Here is a 26,658-nt window from a genome sequence, read left to right as displayed (position 1 = left end):
CGCCATATCAGAGCCGCGTGTTACTGCAGCAGACTCAGGACTGCCTGTGGCAGCTGCTTGGCCTGCGCGAGAATCGCGGTACCGGCCTGTTGCAGAATCTGGTTCTTGCTCAGGTTAGCGGTTTCCGCGGCGAAGTCCGTGTCCTGGATACGACCGCGGGCGGCAGAGACGTTCTCAGCGATGTTCTGCAGGTTACCGATAGTGTTCTCGAATCGGTTCTGAACAGCACCAAGGTCAGCACGTTGCGAATCGATATCTCGAATGGCCTGGTCGATCACCATCACAGCCTCTTGAGATCCCTGCACCGTGCTTACATCAATCGCCGATACTTTGGTTTCTGTTGCCGATGTAGCTGCAGTATAAGCCGCACCAGCTGTCAGACCCGTAGGCAGCGCACTTACAGACAAAGCGGTGAGCGCGTTCGCCGAACCATCAGTATCTAGCGAGGAGATGATCTTGGTATCTCCACCTTCAGTTACAAAGGCGCCCAAGCCCACGTTCGCATCGTTGATCGCGGTCGCGATTTGCTGAGTTGCATCGGCGGCTGAAGTACCACTCGCGATGGTGGTAGTCACGGTGAAGTCTTCACCGTTAACGGTTCCACTCACAGTAACGGTACCCGAAGCGCTCGCGGTTCCGGCTGCGGCAGCAACAGACCCTTCAAAGGACTTACCTTTGAGAGAGTCGGTGCTCATTTCGTCAATCTTGACGCTAATGGTTTCGTTAGCCGCGCTACCCACCTGGAAGGTGGTGGTCTTGAAGCTGCCATCCAGCAATTTCTTACCACCGAAGGTGGTGGTGTTCGAAATACGATCCAGTTCTTTTTTCAGCTCACTCACTTCCGAGTTCAGTGCCTTGCGCTCGGAGTCACTGTTGGATCCGTTTGCAGATTGCAGAGCCAGATCACGCATACGCTGCAGCAGGTTTGTGGACTGCTGAAGGGCACCTTCGGCTGTTTGAGCCATCGAGATGCCGTCGTTGGAGTTCTTCACAGCAACACCCAGACCATTCACCTGGCTGGTCAGACGGTTCGCGATTTGCAGGCCGGCGGCGTCATCTTTTGCACTGTTGATCCGGCTGCCCGTCGACAGACGCTGCATAGAAGTAGCCAGCGAGTTGGACGAGTTGTTCAGGTTGCGCTGAGTATTCAGGGAAGCAACGTTGGTGTTTACTGTCAAAGCCATGATGTTTGTCCTCCATCGGACCTAGCTTGTATTGCCTGGGTTGCGACCCTAGCCTGCAATGCTCAGGCAACCAGAGAGTTCGCATTCATCTCTTGTATCGGCGCTTCGTCTGGGACCTTTAGCGGCTGCTCACTTTTTTTTTGAAGCTGCCCATGCGTGCCGACTCAAGAGTCTTGTACGACCGGTAACCGAGCCGAACGGAATCTATATCGACCAAAGGGCGAAGTACTTTAAAGCTGGAGAATTTACTGCCGCGGATTGCTACGGAAGGAAGGCGAACGCCTGGTTTGTATCGGGATGGGGTCCAAGGTGACTTGTTCGCAGCTCAGCTTAGTAATGACGGGATTTGCTTTATAGCAACTATAAGAAAAGAGCTATGCCCGGTCAGAACTCTTGAGGTCACCCTTGTACTCGCTGGGTTTCGCCCAGCCAACAAAGCCCACAGGGGCTCAGAAGGCTAGGCTCAGATCGCAAGATCACCTTTTAACACGATGCGAACTCGAGGTTAGCGTCCCGTCCAGGCCGCGAGCCACTGATCCACCGGATCGCCGGTTAGCAGCCAATCACGATAAACCAACGTACGAAGCTCATCACCTAGACGTTCGGTAGCCTCGCGCTCGGCCATGTGACCGCGGATGGCGTCTACCCATTCAGAGAATCGATTCCTGACTCGCGTCACGGGCATAGCGCCACGATACGGTTCTATGTCGGTACACACCACCGGATAACCACAGGCACCATACTCCAGGAGTTTCAGGTTGCTCTTGCAAACGTTGAATGCATTGTGTTCCAACGGTGCGATAGCCAGATCCAGATCCAACGACGCCAGCGTTCGCGCGTAATGCTCGATGCTTACGCCCCGGTGCCATTCCTTGACATAAGGCTGAAGTGACTCAGGGCACATGCCAAAGAAAATCCAGTCAACCTCACCTGCAAGCTCTTTGACGACATCGGCGATTATCCCCAAATCACCGGTGTGGCTGGATCCCCCTGCCCAGCCGACCCTCATGCGGCCGCGAGGAAGCCGCTTACGCTCGAGCCCTCCCCAGACTTCGGCTGGCAAACGATTCGGCATTACCAGGATATCGGAGTGGAAGCCCCTGAACGCATCGGCTAACGGCTCAGTGGAAACGACGAAGCGATCAACGAAACCAAGCCCTTGGCGAAGAGACCGGACAATATCCTTCGGCATTTGTGTTCGATGAACACTCTTAACTGGAAGGTTCGGTAGATAATCGTCGAGCTCATAAACCTTGAACGCTCGCGAAAAGGCCTGAATCCTACGCATCGCCTCCAGACGATCTGCTCCGATCTGCCGTTGCAGAATAATCGCATCCGGCTCGTATCGCTCCAGATCCGTGGGGTGCATCAGACCGACCGACACTGCGCCTTCAGCCAGTCCGCTGGACTGCATCGCCTGGAAGGGATAAATCATCCGGTAGTGCCCGCAACCGAACATGTCTCCAGGGTGAACCAATATGTTCGGCAATGGCTTCCAAGAAGACATAGGACGCCAGGAGATTGCGTTATCGGCAAGCTTGAAACCACCGGGCTTGACCAACGACAGATTTCGGTTGTACGCCGGGTCGCGTGCCAGAACGGGTAGCCAGCGGCTATACAGGCGATCCTGTTCAACCGTACTCAACGGCTCATCCGCGCGATCTTTCATTACGCTGACGTGCGGAGTCCAGACATTGAGATAGCCGGCCTGTTGGGCCTTTAAGCAAAGGTCGAGGTCAGCCCAGTTTTCCGCCTCACCCGACTCGTCCAACCCACCAAGTTCCAGGAACTTCTCGCGAGCAATCATCAAGCACGCGCCACTGACCGCGCTGTAGTTCTGGTCGACTTCAAGGCGATTCATGTAACCCGAAGCATCCAACTTCTCGCCTATGAACGGAGAGCAAGCGGGCCCCTGCAGACCAAGCACGATACCGGCGTGCTGAATTGCCCCAGCCGAGCTGACCATCTTGACGCCCACGGCGCCTACTTCCGGCCGTTGAGCATGATTCAGCATTGAGGTGAGCCAATCCTCCATCACGACCGCCGTATCCGCGGTGATGAAAAGCAGATAGTCCCCTCGTGCTTCCTGAGCCGCGTAGTTTTGCGATGCCCGTAACCCTTTGGCCGCGCATTCGTCCAGCACACGCACGTTGGCTTCGCCCATAGCCTTCAAGCCATTCAGCCAAGTGACCATCTCATCGCCCTGCTCCTTTCTAGGAACAAGCAACAGCTCATAAGGGACATCCCGCGTCATTTCCAGGATGCTTTCCATGCACCGCTGAAACGCGGCCAGAGGCGCAAAAGCCGGAATAACGATCGAGACGCCTGGTGCCGTGGCATGCCCATATTGCAACCGATAACGTCCTGGCAGAAACGGTACGATCTCGGCCTGCGCGTATCCTCTGGTTCCCAAATGTTTTCTGATGGCCCTCACTTCGTCGTCGCTATGTTCCAGTTGCAGCACAGGCGTCATCAACAGTGGCTCGGACACATGCCCAAGCCCAGCCAGGCCACCTTGTTCGATAAGGCGCAACACCAACTCGAATTCGAGCGCACCTGGATAGGAGCGATCGAACCCGCCAGCAGCTGTGAATACGTCACGCCGAAACAACCAGTGCCGCCCCATGCTGGCCGGAAAGCTCAATAGCAAATCGAGGTTGAAATCTGGTCGCAAGATAGGCAGCAGCTCACCGTTAGGAGCAACTTGAATCTCGTCGGTATATATCGCACGGCAGTCTGGCGCTGCGACAAGATCAAGTGCAGCGATCAGCAGACCGCTTGCTGTAAAACGCTCTCCGGCTTGCACTAGCAAGCACCACTCACAATCCAGCTGCGCCGCGGCCTGGTTAAGCGCCGTTACGTAGTTTTCCAGGGTTACCTGGATGGGCACGTCGCCAGAAAGCGCATCACCGCCGAAATCACCGACGGTCAGCACTTTTGCTTCGATGTGCCGATACCCTTGTTGATCGTCCCGCAGGCTGGCTAGCGTCTGCGTGACAGACTCAACGTGGCCCTGTAGATCAAGCACCAGAACACCGATGCGTGGTCCACCCTGATTGTCCTCGAGGTGCTCTTCGATCAATCGTTGCTGCAAAGGATTCGGCAGACGCGCCGCGAGCCATGTCCGAACAATATCCCCTGGACTCCCGCTGGACATCTGTCCGAGCTGCGTTAATTTGGCGGCACGCTGGCTTTTGATGCTGGCATCGTCCAAATCCGAATGCCGCGAATACAGTTCACGGTACAGCGCTGGGTAATCTTTAAAAGCGTGCAGGGAGCGACGATCGGGCGCGGCGTCACCGACGCGCATGCGCACCTGTACCGTTTCTCGCTGCACATGGTGGAAAGGTAGCTTTATCGCCAATCGCAGCAGGAAATCCCAGTCCTCCAGGCCCGATAGCGTCTCGTCAAATTCGCCGACCTCGGCGGCCACTGCACGTGGCCAGGCAAACGTGTTAACCGGTATATAGTTGTCAACGAACAAGCGCTCGCGCGAATAGCTGTCATGCGGATACCGTCGCTCCTCCTGAAGGCTGTGGCGCACACCGTTTTCGATTCTTTCAGCCACGAACAACGCATCGCTGTACACCACCTCGCCCGGGTGCTCCTGCAGTGCGTCAGCCAGAGTCTGTAGATGATCCGGCAGGAAGATGTCGTCGTCATCCAGATACACAACATATCGTCCGCGAGCCACGCGATGCGCTGCGTTTCGTGCGGCGGCCGGCCCTCGATTCCGGCCTTGGCGAATATAGGTGATGCAATAAGGGAAGCGCGCCAGCAACGGCTCCACTTCCTCACCATGATCGTTGACCAGAATCGCTTCAAAATCGCGGAACTGCTGCTTTTCAAGGCTTGCTAGCGCATCCAACAGAAGTTGCGGGCGATTGAAGGTCGTCAGCACGACGCTGAAGAACGGTTCATAGCGGCTGCCGGACAGGCGTTCAAGTTCCCTAATCCGGTCTTGATCACCGACGCCCAGCGCCTGCGCACGATAGGCGGCACGCAACGCCTGCGCCGGCTCGCCCAGTTCCTGGTGGATATGCGAAACCCGCCATAGAGCCGCACCCTGCCCCTGCGAATCGTCACTCAGGTCAGGGAACAGTCGGCTGGGGGAGTAACGCTCAACCATGTCCTGCGCGACCTTGGCTTCGAAAGCACGGGTCTTGGCACTGGAAAGACTTTCACCGTGCTGACGCCAGTGGCAGACGATGTTGTCGACCTTCTTGAAGCGGGCACTATCGGCAAGTCGAGTCCACATGTGGAAATCATGGCAACGGACGAAGGCGACATCGTAGCCACCGTAGCGTTGGTATAGCGACCGACGCACAGCCGTGCCAGGGTTGGGCAGGCAGTTGCCACGGATCAACCGTGGCAACAGCGCCTCGCCATAGAAATCTGGATATTCGGTACGCCACAGCTTATCTGGACGGGTGTCGTCGAATATCTCCAAGTCGCCGTAATAGACATCGGCGTCCGGGCAGGCCTGTATGGTCCTGCGCAGCGCGGCCAGTGCGCCCGGCGCTTGCCGATCGTCGCTGTCAATCCAGACGATGAACTCGCCGCGCGCAGCATCGATGCCCGTGTTGCGCGCCGCCGCGCCGCCGCCGTGCTGGTTGCGCAACAGCCGCAGTCGCGGATCGTCGATCTCGCCTACGATATCCAACGAACGGTCAGTGGATCCATCGTCGACGACGATTAGCTCAAAGTCCGGATCGCCCTGCGCCAGCACCGATTCGATCGCTTCTTTCACGTAGCACTCGCGGTTGTACATGGGCATGACAACGCTGAAGAATGGCACGGGCGAGGTCGCCGTCTCCGCGACAGCCCGAGGCGCCGGAGCCATTGTCTGCGGAGCCGGCGCCGTTTCGCTGAATAGCTGGAAGCGCTTGTTCAGCCAATTCAGCACCTGCCCGATCAGCTCCAGTTTTTGCTCTGAGGCGATGGCTCGGTGCGTGGTGATGCTGTGCACAAATAGCTCAGCAAGCTGATGGTAGTGAGCGGCGCTCTTGCTACCGGTCATGCGCTCCATCGCCGTCGTGTCGCGCTTGCGGATCTCCCGGCGAATATATAGCGGCTTTTCGATGCGGGCGAAGGGCCCATGAGCGGCCAAGTGACAGAGGAAGGCCAGATCGGCGCTCACCACCGGGCGAAAATCCAGATCAATGAAGGAGCGACGGATTAGCTGGTTGACCGCCTCGCAACGATCCAGTGCGTGCAATAACTTGAGATAGCGCTCGTGGGGCGCCAACGGCTCGGCGAATATGTAGTTGCCGCCGTTGGTCTGGCCGAGCACCCTACCGGTGTCGTCAATCCACTGGGTCCGGCTGTAGACCAGGCTTATCCGATCATCGTCTTGCATCCGTGCATAGGCTTCGGCGAGGAATTCGGGAGCCAGCACGTCGTGCCCCCCGAGCCACATGAAGAACTCAGACGTAGTGTGTTCGAAGCAGTAGCGGAAGTTGGCGGAGGCACCGACGTTGCGTTCGTGGCGCACGTAGTGGAAGCGAGAGTCGCGCGTGCAGAACTCCCGGCAAATGTCACCCGTTCGATCGGTGGAGGCATTGTCGGCCACCAGCACCAGGAAGTCGGAGTGAGTTTGGGCAGCGAGCGACTCAAGTGTTTCCAGGACGTAGGCCCCCTCGTTGTACACCGGGACACTGACCACTATCCTGTTTTCAAACTTGTGCATGCACACCCCCACATCCTGATTCTTCACGCCCCGGCTAGGCCGGGGACCCGTAATTCTTGTCAGACCCGCTTCAGGTAGCCTTCCGGCGCCACGCTGATCAGCAACTTGCTGTCCATGCGCGCGTCCACCTGAAACTCTGGATGAGCATGCAGATATTCGCGTACCGCCGACTTCGGACTGTTGCCCTTGCCCCAAGGTCGTTCGGCCTGCAACTCGTCAGGCGTGTCCTCCACCACGGTGTCGAACACCACGCAGTAGCTGCCCGGCGATACCAGCGGCGCATAGGCCTTCAACTCGGCCAGCACATGATCGTGGGTGTGGTTGCTGTCCAGCGACACCAGCACCCGCTTGCCCTGAGCAGTCTGGCGCACGTGCTCAACCACTTCGGAGGCAATACTCGAACCCTGAATCATGTCGATGCGCCGTGACATGGGATGTGCCTCTATGGCTTCGCGGTTGTGCTGGCGAATATCGATGTCGATACCCAGCACTCTGGCATTCTGCGGGCCACCGCAGGCCGCGTTGAGTTCCAGCAGCGAGGCGAACAGGATCAGCGAACCGCCATGGGCGATACCAGTCTCGACGATCAGCTCCGGCTGAACGGTCCACACCAGCTCCTGCATGGCTACGATGTCCTGCGGATACTGAATGATTGGCCGGCCCAGCCAGCTGAAGTTGTAGGAGTAGCGATACTTGCCGCCCGCCTCCAGCATCCAGTCCAGAGAACGTTCCTTGAGTCCCTGGTCCTGGCCGGCGGCCTCGATATTGCGTTGCACTTCCGCTTGGAACTCGTCGTTTGCGCTCACTTTGTGTGCTCTCGCTCGATGATTTCGATCTTGTCGATGCGCCCACCGATCTGGGCGCCGATGTAGAGGTTTTCCCATAGCCGCGGCTCGTCGTAGCCGGCACTGCGCATCGCAGCAGCCGTCTCGTCGATATCGTAGGCCACCCGTTGCAGGACGATGCTCGTGCCGTCGAACAGGGCGAAGGCAGCACGAGGGTCGCCATCGCGCGGCTGGCCAACAGAACCGGGGTTGCAATAGATTTTCTCGCCCAGCGAAGCCAGCACCTGAACATGGGTATGCCCCGAAAAGTAGTAGCGCCACGGGCCACTCAGCTTGTCCGGGGAAACGCGATAGAGATACTGGTCGCGAGGGTCTTCCCAACCGCCGTGCACGAAGCAAGCGTCGCCCTCCTCGTACTGAGAGCTCAAGCCAGCCAGCATTTCGACCTGGTCCCGGCGTACCACCCGAGCCTGATGTTCCAGCAGCGATGACACCAGCCGCGAGCGAGGACAGCCTGTGCCTTCCACCAAGTAGCTATCGTGGTTGCCGAGCAGCTGTACGGCGCCGCGCTCCGCCAGTAGATCAATGCATTTGTCCGGCTCGGCGTAGTAGCCGGTCACGTCGCCCAGGGATATCACTCGCGAACAGCCGAGTCGATCCGCCGCCGCCAGTACCGCGCATAGGGCCGGGAAATTGCCATGAACATCCGATATCACTGCGATCATAGGTACTCGATGTGGTCCTCGATATAGCGGCTGCAAAGCGCCGTATGCCAGTTGGCGGATACCGGGCGCTGCCCTCGGCAAAAATAGTCAATGCTCATGGCCGCCTCGTTGAAGCCGAGCGCCGCACGCAGCGATACCGAAGCTGACAGGCGTGGATTGATCTCCAGCAGCCAGGCACGGCCATCGGCCTTGCGGAACTGGTAGTTGGTCGGACCCACCGGCTGAAAATGTGCGGTCAGCGCCTCGCAGGCGCTCTCGATCAACTCATCGCCGTCGATGCTCCGGGCACGCCAGGTGGCGCCACCCGGGCCTAAGGTTCGCTGGAGGATGGCTGGGCGGCTGGACTGGCCGTCACCGTAGCCGAACAGGCCGACTGTATATTCCTCGTCGTCGCTGCCGATCACCCGCTGTAGCATGAAATTGTCGCCCTGCTTACGCGCCTGATAACGCAGGTCTTCCTCGTCCTCCACCAACGCCTGACCACGGCCACCCGACCCCCGGCGCGGTTTGCACAGAAGCGGCGCTGGGCCGAGCTGCGCCAGTACCTGTGCCCAGTCGGTCGAAAGGCTGGTAGGAATCGTCGGAAGACCGGCCTCCAACAACGCCAGGTGCAGGCTCCACTTGTCCCGCGCCAGGTTGATCAGGCGACTGTCGTTAAGTGCCACGGCCACTCCCGCAGCATTGAAAAGCTCACGACGAGTGTCGAAGTAAAAGACGTCCTGCTCGATGCAAGGGAGTACCAAGTCGATCGCTTCCCGCTCCAGCAATTGCAGCAGAAAACGGTCGTAGGCCGCGTCCGTCTCCGTCATCGCCGGTTTGAAATGGAATGCGTCGCAGGCGTGACGCCCGAAGGCTTGCGGATCGCGGTCAAGACCGATGATTCGAACGCCCGGCAGTTGACGCAGCGACTTGGCTACACCCTGACCGATGATCGCGCCTACGCCCGTCACCAGCACTCGCACCGTAGCGGCCTCAGGCGACATCGAACACCTCGAAGCACGCAGCATGGCCACCGTCTCGGATGCCACGCAGGCCATCCGTCATCGGCGTGAAAACCAAGCCCAGCGCCGCCAATTCAGGTGATGCCGGAGGGAAGTAGGCCGGCCAGAAGGGCGTCTTCTCCTGAGCGATCTCAATCCCTCCGCCTTCGTCGAAAACGGCGTAGGCCTGGCGGGCGATTTCCAGATAGGTCTCGCCCATGGGGTGGCAGACATGCAGAACGCCAAGTATGTGCGCCTCGCTGGCGGCAACCATCAAAGCGGCTGCGTCTTGCACGTGAACGAAATTGCGTGGCGCGTCGCCCGGAGGCAGACGCAAAATACGGCCGCTGCGAGCGTGGCTGACGATGCGTCCGAACCAGCGTTGATGCCGAACGCATTCGCCCCGCTCATCGTATAGCTGGGCAAAGCGCAGGCTAATGAAATCCTGACCGCTCTGCTCCAGCCCCCACGCCAATATTGCTTCCGCGCGTGCCTTTGACGCGCCATAGCTGCTGGCAAAGGTCGTACCCTCGCGCCGCGCCGACGAAGTACTCCCGGCGTACACCACCCGCCGGCATCCGACCGCACGCGCCAGGGCCAATACCTGATGGGCACCGAGCACATTGACGCGGTCGTTCAGCCACGCGCCGTGCGGCGAGTCATCACCGAAGGCCGCCGCGCAGTGGAACAGCACATCCACCTTGATATGCGGAAAATCGGTGCGCAGGGCTTCGCTATCCAATTCCAGCGGTATCTCGCAGTCGCCCGAGCGCCCCGCGCCGATGACCTGCCAGCCCCGCGTACGCAAATGCTCACTCAGCCTACTGCCGAGCATTGAGCTTGGGCCCACCACTAATGCACGCGGCATCAGACCACCTGTACTTCCATCAGAAGGCCGACGCAGAGGTCAGGAAAGTCTACCCCTACCTCGCACATGGCTAGCAAATTTTCCTCGAACTCAGGCATGGGCTGCATGTAACCAAGCGGCAGCGGCTTGAGGTAGATACCTTCCTCCCAGGTGACTTCATAGCCCTCCGCCTGCAGCAGCGCCTTAAGTGTGTCGCGACAGAACTGGCGCTGATGACCCAACGCATGGTCATTGGCGTTGAGTTCGTAGATGTCGCCTATTTTGCCCATGGCCAACCCCAGACGACGGTTCAGCGACTTGGCGTTGGGCACAGCCACGTAGAGCCGACCACCAGGACGCAGATTGTCACGGAAGCGATGCAGGATAAGACTGGGATCGTCCACGTGCTCGAGGATGAAGCCCATCAACAGCACATCGAACTGCTCGCTGCTATCGAAGTGCTCGAAATAGCCTTCCACCAGCTCGATGTTCAGTCCCGGATAGTTGTCCCGAAACAGATCGATCACGACCGACGACCCCTCGAGCACTACATGACGTTGGAAATGGCGGTTGAACAACGCGGTGGTGTAGCCGTGCCCCAGTCCCAATTCCAGTAGCGAACTCGGCGATGCCCCTTCGAGACGGCGCAGGATGCGCGGCGGATACCAGTTGAGGATCAACTCGTTCTCCAGAGAGGTTGCCGCCCCGGGTTTGTACTGCGAAGTCACTTCGTTCAGCTTGTTCATACCTGATCCCTTGCTGCCAGCGCCTGGCGCCAATGGGTCACATCCGAATCGATGAAAAACCTTCCGTCTCTCCCGCAGTTGGCCACCAGATCGAGAACGGTGACGTAGGGTGTGAACGGCGGAAACTTCTGAGGGTACTCACGCTTGCGGTAATCCATGTAGCAGACCTTGATGCCAGCCTGCTCCATGGCTGCGTGGTTCAGATAGCTCAAGGCTCCCATGCCGGTCACGTAGCGGTCGCCGCCCAGGCGCGATACCAGCCCCTGGATCAGATCGCTCTTGCGCCCCGTCACCGCCAGTTGCGAGGAGCGATGCAGTCGTTTGCCTTGCAGCAGGCCGAAGTAGTCCGCTACCACCTGCATACCTTCGATGAGTAGCTCGCAGAAGCCCAGATCGCGGCGCAGCAGCACCGATTCGGCCAGCCCGAGCGCATCCTGCAGATGCGGAGCGCCAGCCAGCGCCAAGGCCAGCGTACGCAAGTGCTTGTCGCGCCACCCCGAGTCTTCAACACATTCCAAATCGCAGATCCGCGCGTCGCGGCTGTGCTGGCGCAGAGGCACGGTCAGCCAGGCGCTGCCGTTGGGGGTCTTGTACTGCACCCGGTTGATAAAGCCGCGAGCGAATTGCACGTCGTCGAAGAACACGAAGTCATCGGCCAGCCGCCACTGCTCGAACATCCCAACCCAAGGGAAATACATGGGCTGAGAGATCACCACCGTACTCACCGTCCCGCCTCGTCGTGCAACGCCTCGACCACAGCGCAGACACGGTCAATATCCAAGTCGCGCATGTCGTGAAAGCTTGGCAGATTGATGGCTCGCTCCGGGATGCTAGCGGAATGGCCACCGGCAGCCGGTACGCGGCCTTGGAACATCGGCAGTGCAGAGAGCGGGTAGAAGAACACCCGCGCATCGATATTGTTCTCGGCGAAGCGCTCCAGCAATCGCTCCCGGGTGATGCCGAGTGCGGCATCGAAGACCACCGTGGGCATCCAGGCGCCGATGCGCGTTCCCTCGGGTTCAGGATTCAGATGCAGGCCATGCAGGCCACCCAGACGCTCACGATAGGCCGCCATGATGGCCTGCTTGCGCTCGATCAGCTCGCCGATACGCTCGATCTGGGCACAGCCGAGCGCGGCCTGCAGGTTGGAAATCTTGTACTTGAAGCCCAGCAGGTCGGGCCAGAACTGGCGCGTCTGCCCCTTTATCCGGCCGTGGTTGGACAGGCCGAGGACATACTCGAACAACTCGTTGTCGTTGGTGACAAACATGCCACCTTCACCGGTGGTCATGGTCTTGGTGCCGTGGAAGGAAAACACACCGAAGCGGCCCATGCTGCCCGCACGTCGTCCATGCCACTCGGCGCCGATGGCTTCAGCCGCGTCCTCGATCACCGGAACACCATGCCGCTCGCCAATGGCCAGCAGTTCATCCATAGCGCAGAGGTTGCCGTACAGGTGGACAGCGATGATCGCTCGAGTACGAGGCGTGATGGCTGCCTCTACCTGCGCCGGGTCCAGGCACCAGCTGTCCTGGCAAATATCGACGAATACCGGGGTCGCCCCAAGGTGCACGGCTGGTGCCACAGAGGCAATCCAATTGGTGTCGGCGAGAATCACTTCGTCGCCTGCTCCAATGCCAAGCGCCGCCAGCCCCATGTGAAGGGCACCGGTGCAGCTTGATGTCGCGATGGCGTATTTCACCCCGAGGTGTTGTTTGAAGGCTTCTTCGAAGCGTTCGATGTACTCGTAGCAGCGCGGTCCCCAACCGTGACGAGTCGCATCGGTCACATACCGCACTTCCAGCTCGGAAATGGACGGTTGGGTGTACTGGATGCGCGGCTTCATTTCACCTCCAGACGAGGAACGGCAGTGATGAAACGGCCACCCCATTCACGGATTCGCTCGTTCTGCTTCATCACTTCTTCGGCGATGTTCCAAGGCAGCACGAGCAGCAGATCCGGACGTATCTCGTCCAAATCCCGAGGAGATCGGATCGGCACGTGGCTGCCTGGTAGATATTTGCCCTGCTTCGACGGTGCAGCATCGAACACGCAAGGTAACAGGTCGGGCTTGATGCCAGCATAGTTGAGGATGGTGTTGCCTTTGGCGGCAGCTCCATAGGCTGCAACCCGCCGGCCCGCGCGCTTCTGCTCCAGCAGAAAGCTCAGCAGATCATTCTTCACTCGGTCCGCCCTGGCCTGGAATCCGCTGTAGACAGCCAACTCGCGGAGACCAGCATTGGCCTCCGCTTGCAACACGACATCCACCGCAGCCGCACGAGAACGTGGGTCATCTCCATGGCACGCGAAGATGCGCAGGCTGCCGCCATGAGTGGTCAGCTCTTCGGCATCGTAGATGCGCAGACCAACAGCTTCGAGAATACGTCGGACGCTGTACAGCGACAGGTAAGAAAAATGCTCGTGATAGACGGTATCGAACTGCACCCGTTCGATCAGGCGCAGCAGGTGCGGAAATTCCAGGGTCAGGGTACCACCGGGCTTGAGCGCAGCCTTGAGGCCGCGGGAAAAATCGTTGATGTCCGGCACGTGAGCGAACACATTGTTGCCCAGCAGCAGATCGGCCTGCCTGCCCTCTCCGGCCAGCCGACGGCCGAGCGACTCCCCGAAGAACTCACGCAGCACCGGAACACCCAGGCGCTGGGCAGCATCGGCGGTGCTAGCGGTCGGCTCGATGCCCAGGCAGGGCACGCCGGCCTCGACAAAATTGCGTAGCAGGTAGCCATCGTTAGAAGCCACCTCGACCACTAGGCTGTCCGCCCCCAGCGCGAGCGTCTTTCGCATGCGCTCGGCGTAGTCACGGGCATGCGCGAGCCAGCTGCTGGAGGTGGACGAGAAATAAGCGTAGTCCGCGTCGAAAAGCTCGCCGGCCTCGGCATAATCCTCGGTCTGCACCAGCCAGCAGTGCTCGCAAACCCACAAGCGCAGCGGGTAGTAGCGCTCGGGCCGATTCATATCCGCCTCTGTCAGATAAGCGTTCGACGGTGGTGCATGGCCCAGGTCGAGGAAGGCATATCGCAGCCGCGCTTCGCAATGACGGCAGTTCATGGTGCCAGCCCGATGAAATCTGAGGTGATCAGGGGATGCTGCTGATCGCGCGCCGACAGATCCCGCGCCGGCAGGGGCCAGTCGATCGCCAGCGCCGGATCGTCGTGGCGCACCCCGCCTTCAGCATCGGGCCGGTAGAACTCGGTGTGCAGATAGAGCATTTCGCTGTCCTCCTCCAACACCTGAAAACCGTGAGCGCAGCCTTCCGGGATAACCAGCATGCGCTGGTTTTCGGCGCTCAGGCGTTCTGCGTGCCAGCACAGAAAAGTCGAAGAGTTGCGGCGCAGGTCCACTACCACATCCCACACTTGGCCACGGATACAGCGCACCAGCTTCATCTCGGCATGAGGAAAATGCTGAAAGTGAAGACCGCGGAGGGCACCAACCTGCCGAGTGACCGATTGATTGACTTGCACGATTCGACGCTCGCCCAGCAGCGAAGCCAGCGCCTCAGCACAAAACAAACGGGTGAAGGAACCGCGCTCGTCACGTCGGGAATCGCACTTGACGCATAGCAGGTCATCAATGGGCGTCGCGACCGGAATCAAGCCCATACGCATCCTGCCGCTTTTGCCGCTTCACTGAACGAACCCAACTGCGCCCGAGTGCAGACCTCACCGCGCTCATGGAAGTGGCGGTACCAGTCAGCGGTAGCTTCGAGGGCAGTCGACAATTCCCATACGGGAGCCCAGCGTAGCCCCGCACGCGACTTAGCGTTGTCCAGATAGAGCAGCTGCGCTTCGTGCAAGCCATCGCCAGGTGAGACCTGCCAGGTCACCGCCGGCCAGTGCCTCTGCAAGGCGCGGAGAACATCTGCCACGGAGCGGTTAGCCTCCGGCGACGGGCCGAAGTTCCAGGCCTCGGCGAAGGTACGGTCGCCCTCTAGTAGGCGTTGCCCTAGCAGCAAGTAGCCGGAAAGACACTCCAGCACGTGCTGCCAGGGCCGGGTTGCAGTGGGCGAACGGATTTCCAGAGTCTGCCCCGCCTGCACTGCACGTACTAGATCGGGTATCAGACGGTCTTCCGCCCAGTCACCACCACCGATGACGTTTCCCGCCCGAGCCGTTGCCAGCAGAGGGCCAATCTCGCTCCAGAAAGACTTTCGATAGCTGGCGCAAAGAAGCTCGACGGCCGCTTTAGAGGCGCTATAGGGGTCATGTCCGGCCAGTTCGTCGCGCTCACGGTAGCCCCAAGGCCATTCATGATTTGCGTATACCTTATCGGTTGTTACGACCACCACGGCGGCAACGCTAGACGTTTGTCGGCAGGCCTCTAGCAGATTGGCGGTGCCCAGCACGTTACTCGTCCAAGCCTGCAGGGGTTGCCGATAGGACGGCCGCACCAGCGTCTGGGCGGCGAGATGGAATACGATTTCCGGACGATGTGCCCCAATCACACGGTGCAGTTCGCCCGCATCGCGGATATCGCCGCGCAGGTCGGGTATCTGGAGCCCCAGCCCATCCCAATGGCTAACTTTTTCCTTTGGGTCGCTTGGCAGTGAAAAACCGACCACATCGGCGCCGAGCTCAACCAACCATGCTGCGAGCCAACTACCCTTGAAGCCGGTATGCCCTGTCAGCAATACCTTGCGCCCCCGGTAGCACTCCGCGAATTGGTTCATTGCCAAACCTTCCACGGCGCATTGCCGCTCAGCCAGAGGTCGTTCAGTTGATTCTTATCCCTCAGCGTGTCCATCGCCTGCCAAAACCCGCGGTGACGGAACGCCATTAATTTTGACTCATCCGCAAGCTGCATCAGCGGACCGCCCTCCCAGCTGCTCTGGTCGCCATCGATATAATCGATGACCGAAGGGTTGAGAATGAAAAAACCTCCATTAATCCAGGAGCCGTCGCCTGCGGGTTTCTCTTGGAAGGCACCGACGCGGTCTCCGTCCATGTCAAGCGCCCCGTAACGACCAGGTGGCTGGATCGCCGTCACCGTGGCCGGCTTGCCATGGGATTTGTGAAACTCGACGAGTGCACTAACGTCGATATCCGCAACACCGTCGCCATAGGTAAAGCAGAACGGATCGTCACCCAGGTGCTCGCGTACTCTGCGCAGCCGGCCTCCCGTTAGTGTGTCGTCTCCAGTGTTGACCAAAGTAACTCGCCAGGGCTCGACGTAGCGTTGGTGCACTTCCATGGAGTTGGTCGACATATCGAACGTCACGTCTGACATATGCAGGAAGTAATTAGCGAAATATTCCTTGATCACATAACCTTTGTAACCCAGGCAGATCACGAATTCCCTGATGCCGTGATGGGAATAGATCTTCATTATGTGCCAAAGAATTGGCTTTCCGCCGATTTCGATCATCGGCTTGGGCCTGAGATGGGATTCTTCGCTGATGCGCGTACCCAATCCGCCAGCAAGAATAACTGCCTTCATCGCAACGCCCTCGACTTCGGATGCTGAACCAACTGTCAATTAAGCGACATTTTTGTTCTTCAGTATCCGACTTCAGCAATAAGCAGGCCATTCCCTTTAGCCTGGTGCAAACCCTGCTCGGTGACCTGCCGCAACGCTCAGAACTTGAAGTTCCTCGTAGGCAGATTTACCGAGACGACTCCAGCACCTGGATGTCGTTCAGGCGAGCATACGCACAAGCGCTTGTTCATCCATGACTTTTACCCCCAGTTCGGTCGCCTTGGCCAGCTTGGATCCCGCGCCCGGGCCCGCTACAACACAGGCAGTTTTGGCCGAAACGGAACCAGCGACCTTCGCTCCCAACGCTTCCAACCTGGCCTTGGCCTCGTCGCGGCTCATGCTTTCCAGGGTGCCGGTGAGCACCCAGGTTTGGCCCGCCAAAGGGAGTCCTTGCGCGGCCTTCCGTTCGCTTTGCCAATGCATCCCGAACTCACGTAGTTGGGCTTCGATAGTGCGGGCGCGCTCGGCGTTGGCCGGATCGTCAAAATAGTCGCGTAGCGCACGGGCGGCCTTTTCATTGAGGCGCTCGACCTGACGCAAATCCAGCCAGTCGGCACCGATGATGCCTTCGAGGCTGCCGAAGCGATCAGCCAGACGTTGGGCACCGGTACTGGCGATGAACGGAATGTTGAGCCGATCGAGCAGGCCGGAAAGCGTTGCGCAGGCCGCAAACTCAGGGTGCACCTCGCCCTCCTCCTGCAACTGCACCCCGCGCTCGCGCAGCTGCGCGATGACGAGCTGGTTATGTTCGTCCTCGAAGAAGCTGTGGATCTCGTGCGCAACTTCCAGACCGATATCCGGCAGATAGACCAGCACGTCCGGCATCGCTCGACTGATGCGATCGAGCGATCCAAGAGCACGCGCCAGCAGCTTGGCAGTGCCCTCGCCGACATCCGGAATTCCCAGGGCAAAGATGAAGCGTGCCAGGGACGGCGTACGACTCGCATCGATGGCTTTGAGCAGGTTGCGGCTCGACACCTCGGCGAAACCTTCCAGCGCCAACACCTGCTCGAAGGTCAGGCAGTACAGATCGGCTGGCGAGCCGACCAGTCCGGTATCCACCAGCTGCTCGACGATCTTGTCTCCCAGGCCGTCGATGTCCATGGCCCTGCGGGAAACGAAATGGATGATCGCCTGCTTGAGCTGCGCTTGGCAGGCCAGACGTCCCACGCAGCGGTAGATCGAGCCCTCGCTGATCGACTCGCGACCCTTGCTGCGTTTGATCAGCTGGGTGCGCTCCACGGCCGAGCCGCAGACCGGGCACTGTTCAGGCACCTGAACTTCACGCGCACCGGCGGGACGGCGCTCCGGAATCACCCCGAGGATTTGCGGAATAACGTCGCCAGCGCGACGCACGATGACCGTGTCGCCAATCATCACACCCAGGCGAGCGACCTCGTCCATGTTGTGTAGCGTGGCGTTGGAAACCGTCACGCCGGCGACCTGTACGGGCTTCAGCCGCGCGACGGGCGTGATGGCGCCGGTGCGACCAACCTGGAATTCCACATCAAGCAGCTCGGTGACTTCCTCACGGGCGGGGAACTTATGCGCGATGGCCCAGCGCGGTTCGCGAGCACGGAAGCCCAGCTCGCGCTGCTGAGCAGTTGAGTTGACCTTGAACACCACGCCGTCAATTTCATACGGCAACGCATCGCGCTTCTCGCCGATGGCGTGGTAGTAGTCGCGACATTCTTGCACCCCCTTGGCCAGCTTGAGCTCACGGCTAATCGGCAAGCCCCAAGCTTTCAAGGCCTGAAGAATGCCGATGTGGGTGTCCGGCAGCTCGCCATCGCTGCGGCCCACGCCATAGGCGCACAGCTCCAGCGGCCGGTTGGCGGTAATCTTCGAGTCAAGCTGGCGCAGGCTGCCAGCGGCGGCGTTGCGTGGATTGGCGAAGGGCTTGCCACCCGCTTCCAGCTGACGCGCGTTGAGCGCCTCGAATCCGGCCTTGGGCATGTAGATTTCACCGCGCACCTCCAGCACGGCGGGCCAGCCGCTACCGTGTAGCTTCAACGGAATATTGCGAATGGTGCGCACATTGGCACTGATGTCTTCGCCCGTACTGCCGTCGCCGCGAGTGGCACCACGAACCAGTTTGCCGTCTTCATAGAGCAAGCTCACGGCCAGACCGTCGAGCTTTGGCTCGCAGCTGTATTCCAGCGCGGCGCCGTCACCCAGAAGATCCGCCGGCAAATCCAGCCCCTCGCGCGCGCGTCGGTCGAAGTCGATCAGATCCTGCTCTTCGAAGGCATTGCCCAGGCTCAGCATTGGTATTTCATGACGGACCTGGCCGAAGGCCGCCAACGCGGCGCCACCGACCCGCTGGGTTGGCGAGTCCGGGGTGACCAACTCCGGATGCTCGCCCTCAAGCGCCCTGAGCTCCTTGAATAAGCGGTCGTATTCCGCGTCAGGGACGCTGGGCTCGTCGAGTACGTAGTAGCGGTAGTTGTGGGCGTCGATTTCGCTGCGCAGTTCGGCGATGCGCTCTGCGGCGGTTTGGGCGGAAGGCATATGACGGAGCCGTAGCTGTGGCAATGCTGATCAGACAGTATCAGCGCGCCTTGGTTGATATCAGACGCGGGATTCTAGCCGATCCTGTGGCCGCCGGCAGGTGTGGACTGGCTTTCAGGCGGCTTCGAGAGGGATCGGCAGGCCACAAAAAACCGCTCCAGGGAGCGGTTTTTTTGATCAACGTTTGGTGGTCATTTGCCGGCGTTCGTAATCGACGATGCGCTGGCGGTAGTGCTCGATGGTCTGTGCGGTCAGTACGCTGCGCTGGTCGTCTTTCAATTCGCCGTTCAGTTCCTGCGACAGCTTGCGTGCAGCGGCGACCATCACATCGAAGGCTTGCTTGGGATGGCGCGGGCCAGGCAAACCGAGGAAGAAGCTGACGGCCGGCGTCGTGAAGTGATCGATGTCGTCCAGATCGAAGGTCCCGGGCTTGACTGCGTTGGCCATGGAAAACAGAACCTCGCCATTACCCGCCATGCTTTCATGGCGATGGAAGATGTCCATTTCACCGAACCGCAGACCGCTCTCCAGAATATTCTGCAGCAACGCGGGCCCACGGAAACCGTGCGGATCTCGGGAAATCACGTTGATGACCAGTACTTCCTCAACCGGGGGCAGATCCTGATCAGATTCGCTTGCCCTTTCATCGTCACCCGCTACCGGATCCAGCAGGGTTGGAACCGGTTCATCATCGGAGAAATGCAGGTCGCCCTGCTGGGGATCGCTGTTGCGGCGCTTGCTCGTCTCGCGCGCGCTCATCGATGGAAGATCGGTTTCGTCCAAGGCTGGCTCGTTGTTGCGGCTCACGACTCGCGGCGGCCCCAGCAGCTCGTTGGACTCGTCATCGTCTGGCAGATTGCTCGCAATATTGCGGTCCAGCTTGAATTTCAACTTGCCCTTGCTACCGCGCATCCGTCGCCAGCCATCGAAAAGAATGCCGGCGATGACAATGATGCCGATGACGATCAGCCATTCGCGCAGACCGATATCCATTAATGCTTAAACCCCTGAAATCGATGATAAAGACGCAGATTCAAAGCCGCTGAACAGGCTCATCCGCGCATCGTAAAAATTGCGCTCTAAACTAGCACGACGAACGGTAGATTTGCACCGCCCGACGCGGCTCTTTTATTGATCCCCGTTTAACTCGACCTTGCTCGAAACAGGCGCGGCTCAAGCCTCCGCGAGCGCCACTGCCTGCTCCACGTCGACCGCTACCAGCCTCGAACAACCCGGCTCGTGCATGGTCACCCCCATTAGCTGGTCGGCCATTTCCATCGCGATCTTGTTATGCGTGATGTAGATGAACTGCACCTTCTCAGACATTTCCTTGACCAGACGCGCGTAGCGTCCAACGTTGGCGTCGTCCAGGGGAGCGTCCACCTCATCGAGCATGCAGAACGGCGCCGGATTGAGCTGAAAGATCGCAAACACCAGCGCCAGAGCGGTCAGAGCCTTCTCCCCACCCGATAGCAGGTGGATGGTGCTGTTTTTCTTGCCCGGCGGACGCGCCATGATCGCCACCCCGGTATCGAGTAAATCTTCTCCGGTAAGTTCCAGATAAGCGTTGCCACCGCCGAAAACCTTGGGAAAAAGCGCCTGCAGGCCACCATTGATCAGGTCGAACGTTTCCTTGAAACGGTTGCGAGTTTCCTTGTCGATCTTGCGGATGACGTTTTCCAGCGTATCCAGCGCCTCGGCGAGGTCGTCGTTCTGTGCATCGAGGTAGCGTTTGCGTTCCGACTGCTGCTGATACTCATCGATCGCCGCAAGGTTAATCGGGCCCAGACGCTGAATGCGCCCGCCTAGGCGCTCCAGCTCGGCCTCCCACTCCGGCTCGCCAGCTCCGGCAGGTAGTGTGGCGAGCACACCGTGCAAATCGAAGCCGTCTTCATGCAACTGGTCCTGCAGCGCCTTGCGTCCGACGCTGAGCGCTTGCCACTCCATCCGCTGCTGTTCGAGCTGGCCGCGTAACAGCTGCGCCTGTTGCTCGGCTTGAGTCCGGCGTTTTTCGGCGTCGCGCAGATCACGATCGGCATCTTCGAGCGCCAGGCGAGCCAGCTTGAGCTCGTCCTCGACGCCCATGCGCCGCTCCAGCAGCTCTTCGAGCTTCATGCGCAACTCTTCGAGTGGCGCCTCACCCTCTTCCAGATTCAAATTGAGCTGCTCGCGCCGCTCCACGGCACGCTCGAACTGCTGCTCGAGGCGCTCCAGTGCCTGGCGAGTCGAATCGAACTGTGCTTTCAGCGAGCCGACTCGTACGGCCAACTGGTGTGCATGATCCTTGTGCTGACGTGCTTCCTGTCGAATGCGATCAAGCTGCTCACGGATGCCGTCGCGGCTCGCCAATAATGTCTCGCGCTGTTCGGTATCAAGCGCCATGGCGTCGAGCGCATCCTGCAGATGCAGTCGCGCCTCGCCCAGTTGTTCGGTTTCCAGCGCCCGCTGTTCGGACAGTTCGGCCAGCTCTTCCTCCAGACGACGACGGCGCAAGCTCAACTGCTCCAGCCTGGCCTGGCTGGCGGAAAGGCGCGCATTCAGCTCGCCTTGTTGACGAGACAAATCCTGGTGACGGCGACGTTGCTGCTCGCGCCGATCTTCTTCTTCTCGTTGCGCCTCGCGAAGCTGGCCGAGCTGCTCGCCTAACAGCTCCAGGCTGGCCTCGCGTTCGTCCCGTTCGGCCTGCAGCCGTTCCAGCTCCTGCCCGCGGGCGAGCAATCCGGACTCGGCCTCCCCGGCCCGCCGGACCCTCAGAAAGTGCCGGCCTACCCAATAGCCGTCGCGGCTGATCAGGCTCGCGTCAGCGGCCAGCGAACCACGCTGCGCGAGGGCCTGGTCGAGATCCTCGACTGGCCGTACCCGCCCCAGCCAGGGAGAAAGGTCGACGGCTGACGTCACCTTGTCCAGCAGGCTGCCGCTGACCGCCCCGCCCGCTGGAGAAGGACTGGCCAGACGTAGATCACCCAGTTCGAAGCCACTCATATCAAGCTCGTCGAACGAATCCAGCAACACCGCCTGCAGATCAGCGCCCAGTACGGTTTCGACCGCCAGCTCCCAGCCCGGCTCGACGCGCAGTCCTTCGGCGAGACGCGGCCGTTGATCGAGACCTCGTTCCTGTAGCCACTCCGAAACGCCCTTGCCCGGATCCATCGCAGCCTGCTGCAAGGCTTCCAGCGATGCGATGCGGCCGTTCAGTCGCTGAAGCTCACCTTGCGCTTGCTGCTCGGCCCGAACAGCCTGCTGCAATCGCTCGTGCAGTTGCTCGAGGCGCTGCTCAGCCTGTTCCTGTGCAGCCGACAGCTCTTCGAGATTCAACTCGCCGACCGCCAGCAATTCACCCATCTCAGCGACGGCTGCGTCTTCCGGGTCGACGGCGAGCGACGCACGCTCATCTTCCAGTCGGCGCTGGCGTTCGGCTAGACGCTCCAGGCTCTGTTCCAGCTGCTGTATACGTGACTGCTGCACCTCGGCTGCGCGATGTGGCTCGGCGCTCTGCTGGTTGAAGCGTTCCCATTGCTCCTGCCAGGTCTGCATGGCTGTTTCGGCTTCTTCGAGCTGCGCAGCCGTTTCCTCGGCCGCCGCGCCCGCGATGTCCTGCTCGGGCTCGAGCATTGCCAGCTCCTCGCCGAGGGTGGCGAGCAAGGTACGGTCGTGGCCCAGGTGCGACTCGGTCTCCAGGCGTGCCTGTTCCGCTTCGCGTAGGTCGTCCTGCAGCTGGCGCAAACGCTGCTGACCGTGCTGGATGCTCTGCTCGACCCGTGCGATATCCCCGCCGACCGAGTAGAAGCGTCCCTGGACAAGATTGAACCTCTCGGACAGCTCATGATGGCCGTCGCGCAGCCGCTCGATACTGGCATCCGCGTTGCGCTGCTCGGCGACCAACGCCTCGAAACCGACCTCCTGGTCGCCGATGACCTGCTCGCGCTGGCCGACTTGGTCATTCAGCGCTTGCCAGCGCAAGGCTGACAGTTGCGCCTTGAGCTGGCGCTCCTCGGCCTTGTATTCCTGATACTTCTCCGCCGACTGGGCCTGGCGGTGCAGGCGCTCGAGCTGGCGTTCGAGCTCTTCGCGCAGATCTGTCAGACGCGCCAGGTTCTCGTGGGTGCGGCGAATCCGGTTCTCGGTTTCTCGACGACGCTCCTTGTACTTGGAGATACCCGCCGCCTCTTCGATGAAATTGCGCAAATCCTCCGGCTTGGCCTCGATCAGTTTGGAAATCATGCCCTGTTCAATGATCGAATAGCTGCGCGGGCCCAGACCGGTGCCAAGGAAGATATCCGTGATATCGCGGCGGCGGCATTTCACGCCGTTAAGAAAATAGGTGTTTTGCGCGTCGCGCGTGACTCGCCGGCGGATGGATATCTCGGCAAACGCCGCGTATTCGCCCGTCAGGGTGCCGTCGGAATTGTCGAAGATCAGTTCGATGCTGGCTTGGGTCACCGGTTTGCGCGTATTGGAGCCATTGAAGATGACGTCGGTCATCGACTCGCCGCGCAGATTCTTCGCCGAGCTCTCGCCCATCACCCAGCGCACCGCATCGATGATGTTGGACTTGCCGCAGCCATTCGGCCCGACGACCGCCGCCATGTTGCTCGGAAAACTCACCGTGGTGGGATCGACGAAGGATTTGAAGCCGGCAAGCTTGATGCTTTTCAATCGCATGTGGGCCTATCCATGGCATCAGCGTGAGGATGAACAAGCAGAGTCGCCGCGAACATCGGGATTCCTGGCATCGAGTGGGTGCTGTCACGAAACGCCGGAGTTTATCATGCTGCCTAACGGCCATCGCGGGGATGGATGCGCACTTTCGGTGACTGGGATGTGCATGCGGGTGGGCTGAAGCGGAGCGCTACCAGGTCATCCTACTGGGGCCGCCCAACCCACCAGTGGCGGCAATGTTTACGCGGCGACAACCAAAATCGTGCAGGAGCGAAACCGATCAAGTGTGAAGGATGCCAGCTCCGTTCCGGTGCGGGCTGGAATCTGGAATGAAGCGGGATGCCGCCCAGCCCACCCTACTCAACTATGGCAGTGGAGCATCGCATGTTCGCTTTAACCGCCCGTCATGCTCATGAAGCGCACCACCTGGACCTGCTCGTCGGTACGAAACTCGTGCTTCTCCGGCTTCAGTTGCAGTGCGTCGATCAGCGCCTGGCGCAGCCGCTCGCTGTCGCCCGGATAGCGCCGCATCAGGGTCTTGAGATCGAGCGCGCCCTCGTGCCCCAGGCAGAGCACCAGCTTACCTTCAGCGGTGACGCGCACACGGTTGCAACTGCCGCAGAAGTTATTGCTGTGCGGTGAGATGAAGCCGACCTGGGTATCGCTGCCGGCAACTTGCCAATAGCGCGATGGGCCGCCCGTGGTGTGGCTACTGCGTATCAGTTGGTGCCCCACCTCGATTCGTTCACGCACCTCCTCGCTGGAACAGAAGGTGATTTCCCGCTCGTGGCTGGAGATGTTGCCCAGGGGCATTTCTTCGATGAAGCTGATATCGAGCCCGCGGTCCACGGCGAAATTCACTAGGTCGAGCACTTCGTCGTCATTGCGGCCTTTCTGAATCACACTGTTGAGCTTGATTCGGCGGAACCCGGCGTTACGCGCCGCATCGATGCCCTCGATGACCTGGTCGAGCTTGTCACGGCGGGTAAGCTCGGCGAAACGTTCTCGCTTGAGGGAATCGAGACTGATGTTAAGACGCTTGACGCCCGCATCGCGCAGCACCGGTGCGAGAGTCGGCAATTGTGAGCCATTGGTGGTGATCGCCAGATCTTCCAGTTCCTCACGCGCGCCCAGACGACTCAACAAAGTCGGCAAGCCTTTGCGTACCAACGGTTCGCCACCGGTCACACGAATGCGCTTGACGCCTAGCCTGATGAAGGCGTCGGCCACGGCGTAGAGCTCTTCCAGCGAGAGGATCTGCGCACGCGGAGCGAAGACCATGTCCTCGCTCATGCAATAGGTGCAGCGAAAATCGCAGCGGTCGGTAACCGACAGCCTAAGGTAGGTGATGCGTCGGCCGAACGGATCGACCAACTGGGAATCTGGCATGTCGCTCTCCGAGGCCTGATACGCATGCCTAAGACTATGCCGGAACGTGGCGCGAGGCAAAGGTGCAGAGCTGAATGGTCACCACGAAGTGACGCCACTTAAACAGCCCACCCAACCAAGGCAGAACGACTCCGTCCGATATTTTTGCCATCCGGGCCGCAACGATGCTTTGCGGCTACGGTTCGAACACTGGGATAATTTTCGAATTCACCGATTTCCGGGAGCTTCCGCAAATGGACAACGACGCCCTCCGATCGATGGGCTGGCGCGAGCGCCTCTACGTCATCATCTTCTTCACCAATACATCGGCGGGCAGACGCTTCGATACCTGGCTTCTGTTCGTTATCCTGGCCAGTCTCTTGGTTGTCATGCTCGACAGCGTGGCTGTTTACAGCGATCGGTATGGTGTTCTGCTGGACGGACTGGAATGGTTGTTCACCGGAATCTTTCTAATCGAGTATCTGGTCCGCATTTACTGCCATCCGGAGCCACGCAGATACGTATTCAGTTTCTACGGCGCGATCGACCTCCTGTCGGTGGTGCCTGCCTTTATTGCGCTGTTTTATCCAGACGCCGAATATCTGCTGGTGGTGCGCGCTATTCGGATGCTGCGAGTGTTCCGGGTACTGAAGCTGACTCAGTATCTTAGCCAAGCCAACTTCCTACTGGTTGCCCTTCGTGGAAGCAAGCAGAAGATCATTGTTTTCCTGCTCAGCGTGACCACTATGGTGCTGATCTACGGCACGCTCATGTACGTCATCGAGGGCCCTGAAAACGGCTTCACCAGCATCCCCATGAGCATCTACTGGGCCGTGGTGACCATCACCACGGTGGGCTTCGGCGATATCGTCCCGCACACACCGTTGGGCAAGGCTCTCGCCACCCTGGTAATGATCACCGGCTATTCGATCATCGCGGTACCGACCGGCATTTTCACGGCCGAACTGGCTACCGCCATGCGGACCGACAGCCTGCAGCACCGCTGCCCGACCTGCGAAAAACTCAGCCATGAACCCAATGCGGCCTTCTGCAGCCGCTGCGGGAGCCAACTCTTCAAGCGGGCAGAACACGGCGCCGACAGCTGACACCGGCTCGTCCTTCGCTCAATTGCCCAGGAGGCCTCGCGCTCTTACCGCCACAACTGGGCAGCCATCATCAGCGCGCGCCATCCGAACCGCCTCGGCGGAGGGTTGTCACAACCTCTGACTTGCCGCGGGCCGGATGGAGACGCGAATGCCCCTGCTCAAACTGCTGCACTTCGCGAGCCTGCTGTGTTGGTGCGGCACGCTGCTGTACCTGCCTGCGCTCGTCGCCGCTGGCACCCGGCAAACCAGCGCCCTCTTCTATCGGGACCACGCGCATCTGACACGCATGGTCTTCACGCTCATCGGCACACCCGCCGCGCTTATCACGATCGGCTCAGGCACGGCGCTGTTTTTGCGTGATGGGATTCTGGCCGGCTGGTTGATCGTCAAGCTCAGCACTGTCGCTGGCATGGTGCTGTGTCATGCCCTATGCGGGGTCATGGTGCTGCACATCGAGCGGGAGCCGGAACAGAGCGTGAACCTCCGTTGCCTGTTTCTTGGCGCGGCCATAGCGGCCTTTATAACCGCGACACTCTGGCTGGTACTGGCCAAGCCGTTCTAGCCC

General features: G+C 60.0%; 19 protein-coding genes. 2 read left to right on the top strand and 17 right to left on the bottom strand.

The genetic code is table 11. The features are described from left to right. Positions 1–20: 20 nt before the first annotated feature. The 17 genes from MCB86_RS20805 to moaA all read right to left on the bottom strand — a co-directional run bounded on the left by MCB86_RS20805 (position 21) and on the right by moaA (position 25,008). Complete coding sequence (locus MCB86_RS20805) at positions 21–1,184, bottom strand: flagellin (RefSeq protein ID WP_045161505.1); 1,164 nt, start codon at positions 1,182–1,184, stop codon at positions 21–23. A 505-nt stretch (positions 1,185–1,689) separates the two neighbouring features. After that, on the bottom strand, positions 1,690–6,873 hold the full coding sequence (locus tag MCB86_RS20800; protein ID WP_239612131.1) for a glycosyltransferase: 5,184 nt from the start codon (positions 6,871–6,873) through the stop codon (positions 1,690–1,692). Between the two features lie 59 nt (positions 6,874–6,932). Further along, positions 6,933–7,679 carry a cephalosporin hydroxylase family protein gene (locus MCB86_RS20795; RefSeq protein ID WP_045161503.1) on the bottom strand — a complete coding sequence of 249 codons (747 nt, stop codon included), beginning with the start codon at positions 7,677–7,679 and terminating at the stop codon, positions 6,933–6,935. After that, positions 7,676–8,383, bottom strand: coding sequence for a metallophosphoesterase family protein (locus tag MCB86_RS20790; RefSeq protein ID WP_239612046.1), 708 nt, complete (start codon positions 8,381–8,383; stop codon positions 7,676–7,678). The genes MCB86_RS20795 and MCB86_RS20790 overlap by 4 nt, the downstream gene beginning before the upstream one ends. Further along, positions 8,380–9,366 (bottom strand): ATP-grasp domain-containing protein, encoded by a 987-nt coding sequence (locus tag MCB86_RS20785; RefSeq protein ID WP_239612045.1) that lies wholly within the window; start codon positions 9,364–9,366, stop codon positions 8,380–8,382. The genes MCB86_RS20790 and MCB86_RS20785 overlap by 4 nt, the downstream gene beginning before the upstream one ends. Continuing rightward, entirely contained in the window at positions 9,356–10,231 is an 876-nt protein-coding gene (locus tag MCB86_RS20780) for an NAD(P)-dependent oxidoreductase (RefSeq protein WP_239612044.1), read from the bottom strand. Before MCB86_RS20780 ends, MCB86_RS20785 begins: the two co-directional genes overlap by 11 nt. Next, positions 10,231–10,956 (bottom strand): class I SAM-dependent methyltransferase, encoded by a 726-nt coding sequence (locus tag MCB86_RS20775; RefSeq protein WP_239612043.1) that lies wholly within the window; start codon positions 10,954–10,956, stop codon positions 10,231–10,233. The genes MCB86_RS20780 and MCB86_RS20775 overlap by 1 nt, the downstream gene beginning before the upstream one ends. Continuing rightward, the gene (locus MCB86_RS20770; protein WP_052679279.1) at positions 10,953–11,681 is read right to left on the bottom strand and encodes a WbqC family protein; all 729 of its coding nucleotides are present in this window, start codon (positions 11,679–11,681) and stop codon (positions 10,953–10,955) included. The genes MCB86_RS20775 and MCB86_RS20770 overlap by 4 nt, the downstream gene beginning before the upstream one ends. After that, positions 11,678–12,802, bottom strand: coding sequence for a DegT/DnrJ/EryC1/StrS family aminotransferase (locus tag MCB86_RS20765; protein WP_239612042.1), 1,125 nt, complete (start codon positions 12,800–12,802; stop codon positions 11,678–11,680). Before MCB86_RS20765 ends, MCB86_RS20770 begins: the two co-directional genes overlap by 4 nt. Next, the gene (locus MCB86_RS20760) at positions 12,799–14,022 is read right to left on the bottom strand and encodes a class I SAM-dependent methyltransferase (RefSeq protein WP_239612041.1); all 1,224 of its coding nucleotides are present in this window, start codon (positions 14,020–14,022) and stop codon (positions 12,799–12,801) included. Before MCB86_RS20760 ends, MCB86_RS20765 begins: the two co-directional genes overlap by 4 nt. After that, the gene (gene rfbC, locus MCB86_RS20755) at positions 14,019–14,576 is read right to left on the bottom strand and encodes a dTDP-4-dehydrorhamnose 3,5-epimerase (protein ID WP_239612040.1); all 558 of its coding nucleotides are present in this window, start codon (positions 14,574–14,576) and stop codon (positions 14,019–14,021) included. The genes MCB86_RS20760 and rfbC overlap by 4 nt, the downstream gene beginning before the upstream one ends. Next, entirely contained in the window at positions 14,567–15,643 is a 1,077-nt protein-coding gene (rfbG, locus tag MCB86_RS20750; RefSeq protein ID WP_045161496.1) for a CDP-glucose 4,6-dehydratase, read from the bottom strand. Before rfbG ends, rfbC begins: the two co-directional genes overlap by 10 nt. Next, positions 15,640–16,410, bottom strand: a complete 771-nt coding sequence (gene rfbF / locus MCB86_RS20745; RefSeq protein ID WP_239612039.1) for a glucose-1-phosphate cytidylyltransferase — start codon at positions 16,408–16,410, stop codon at positions 15,640–15,642. The genes rfbG and rfbF overlap by 4 nt, the downstream gene beginning before the upstream one ends. Before the next feature lie 198 nt (positions 16,411–16,608). Further along, positions 16,609–18,960 (bottom strand): NAD-dependent DNA ligase LigA, encoded by a 2,352-nt coding sequence (gene ligA / locus MCB86_RS20740; protein ID WP_239612038.1) that lies wholly within the window; start codon positions 18,958–18,960, stop codon positions 16,609–16,611. Positions 18,961–19,137: 177 nt separating this feature from the next. Then, a complete protein-coding gene (zipA, locus tag MCB86_RS20735) occupies positions 19,138–19,953 on the bottom strand; it encodes a cell division protein ZipA (RefSeq protein ID WP_045161493.1) in 816 nt (271 codons plus the stop codon). 180 nt (positions 19,954–20,133) lie between these two features. Further along, positions 20,134–23,622 (bottom strand): chromosome segregation protein SMC, encoded by a 3,489-nt coding sequence (gene smc / locus MCB86_RS20730; protein WP_239612037.1) that lies wholly within the window; start codon positions 23,620–23,622, stop codon positions 20,134–20,136. Positions 23,623–24,012: 390 nt separating this feature from the next. Then, on the bottom strand, positions 24,013–25,008 hold the full coding sequence (gene moaA, locus MCB86_RS20725) for a GTP 3',8-cyclase MoaA (RefSeq protein WP_045161491.1): 996 nt from the start codon (positions 25,006–25,008) through the stop codon (positions 24,013–24,015). 233 nt (positions 25,009–25,241) lie between these two features. On the opposite strand from moaA, the gene MCB86_RS20720 reads away from it, so the two are divergent. Continuing rightward, a complete protein-coding gene (locus MCB86_RS20720; protein ID WP_239612036.1) occupies positions 25,242–26,093 on the top strand; it encodes an ion transporter in 852 nt (283 codons plus the stop codon). Between the two features lie 148 nt (positions 26,094–26,241). Continuing rightward, the gene (locus MCB86_RS20715) at positions 26,242–26,655 is read left to right on the top strand and encodes a CopD family protein (protein ID WP_045161489.1); all 414 of its coding nucleotides are present in this window, start codon (positions 26,242–26,244) and stop codon (positions 26,653–26,655) included. Positions 26,656–26,658 lie beyond the last annotated feature (3 nt).

The sequence above is a fragment of the Pseudomonas sp. KSR10 genome (genome assembly GCF_022355455.1).
Taxonomy (GTDB): domain Bacteria; phylum Pseudomonadota; class Gammaproteobacteria; order Pseudomonadales; family Pseudomonadaceae; genus Stutzerimonas; species Stutzerimonas stutzeri_E.
Note: the sequence above shows the minus strand (reverse complement) of the source record. Positions and strands in the feature narration are given on the sequence as shown.

What these genes read in the sequence shown, in the direction of transcription:
- MCB86_RS20805 (WP_045161505.1), bottom strand. Translation starts at nt 1,184, where the DNA reads ATGGCTTTGACAGTAAACACCAACGTTGCTTCCCTGAATACTCAGCGC.
- MCB86_RS20800 (WP_239612131.1), bottom strand. Translation starts at nt 6,873, where the DNA reads ATGCACAAGTTTGAAAACAGGATAGTGGTCAGTGTCCCGGTGTACAAC.
- MCB86_RS20790 (WP_239612046.1), bottom strand. Translation starts at nt 8,383, where the DNA reads ATGATCGCAGTGATATCGGATGTTCATGGCAATTTCCCGGCCCTATGC.
- MCB86_RS20785 (WP_239612045.1), bottom strand. Translation starts at nt 9,366, where the DNA reads ATGTCGCCTGAGGCCGCTACGGTGCGAGTGCTGGTGACGGGCGTAGGC.
- MCB86_RS20780 (WP_239612044.1), bottom strand. Translation starts at nt 10,231, where the DNA reads ATGCCGCGTGCATTAGTGGTGGGCCCAAGCTCAATGCTCGGCAGTAGG.
- MCB86_RS20775 (WP_239612043.1), bottom strand. Translation starts at nt 10,956, where the DNA reads ATGAACAAGCTGAACGAAGTGACTTCGCAGTACAAACCCGGGGCGGCA.
- MCB86_RS20765 (WP_239612042.1), bottom strand. Translation starts at nt 12,802, where the DNA reads ATGAAGCCGCGCATCCAGTACACCCAACCGTCCATTTCCGAGCTGGAA.
- MCB86_RS20760 (WP_239612041.1), bottom strand. Translation starts at nt 14,022, where the DNA reads ATGAACTGCCGTCATTGCGAAGCGCGGCTGCGATATGCCTTCCTCGAC.
- rfbC (WP_239612040.1), bottom strand. Translation starts at nt 14,576, where the DNA reads ATGGGCTTGATTCCGGTCGCGACGCCCATTGATGACCTGCTATGCGTC.
- rfbG (WP_045161496.1), bottom strand. Translation starts at nt 15,643, where the DNA reads ATGAACCAATTCGCGGAGTGCTACCGGGGGCGCAAGGTATTGCTGACA.
- rfbF (WP_239612039.1), bottom strand. Translation starts at nt 16,410, where the DNA reads ATGAAGGCAGTTATTCTTGCTGGCGGATTGGGTACGCGCATCAGCGAA.
- ligA (WP_239612038.1), bottom strand. Translation starts at nt 18,960, where the DNA reads ATGCCTTCCGCCCAAACCGCCGCAGAGCGCATCGCCGAACTGCGCAGC.
- zipA (WP_045161493.1), bottom strand. Translation starts at nt 19,953, where the DNA reads ATGGATATCGGTCTGCGCGAATGGCTGATCGTCATCGGCATCATTGTC.
- smc (WP_239612037.1), bottom strand. Translation starts at nt 23,622, where the DNA reads ATGCGATTGAAAAGCATCAAGCTTGCCGGCTTCAAATCCTTCGTCGAT.
- moaA (WP_045161491.1), bottom strand. Translation starts at nt 25,008, where the DNA reads ATGCCAGATTCCCAGTTGGTCGATCCGTTCGGCCGACGCATCACCTAC.
- MCB86_RS20720 (WP_239612036.1), top strand. Translation starts at nt 25,242, where the DNA reads ATGGACAACGACGCCCTCCGATCGATGGGCTGGCGCGAGCGCCTCTAC.
- MCB86_RS20715 (WP_045161489.1), top strand. Translation starts at nt 26,242, where the DNA reads ATGCCCCTGCTCAAACTGCTGCACTTCGCGAGCCTGCTGTGTTGGTGC.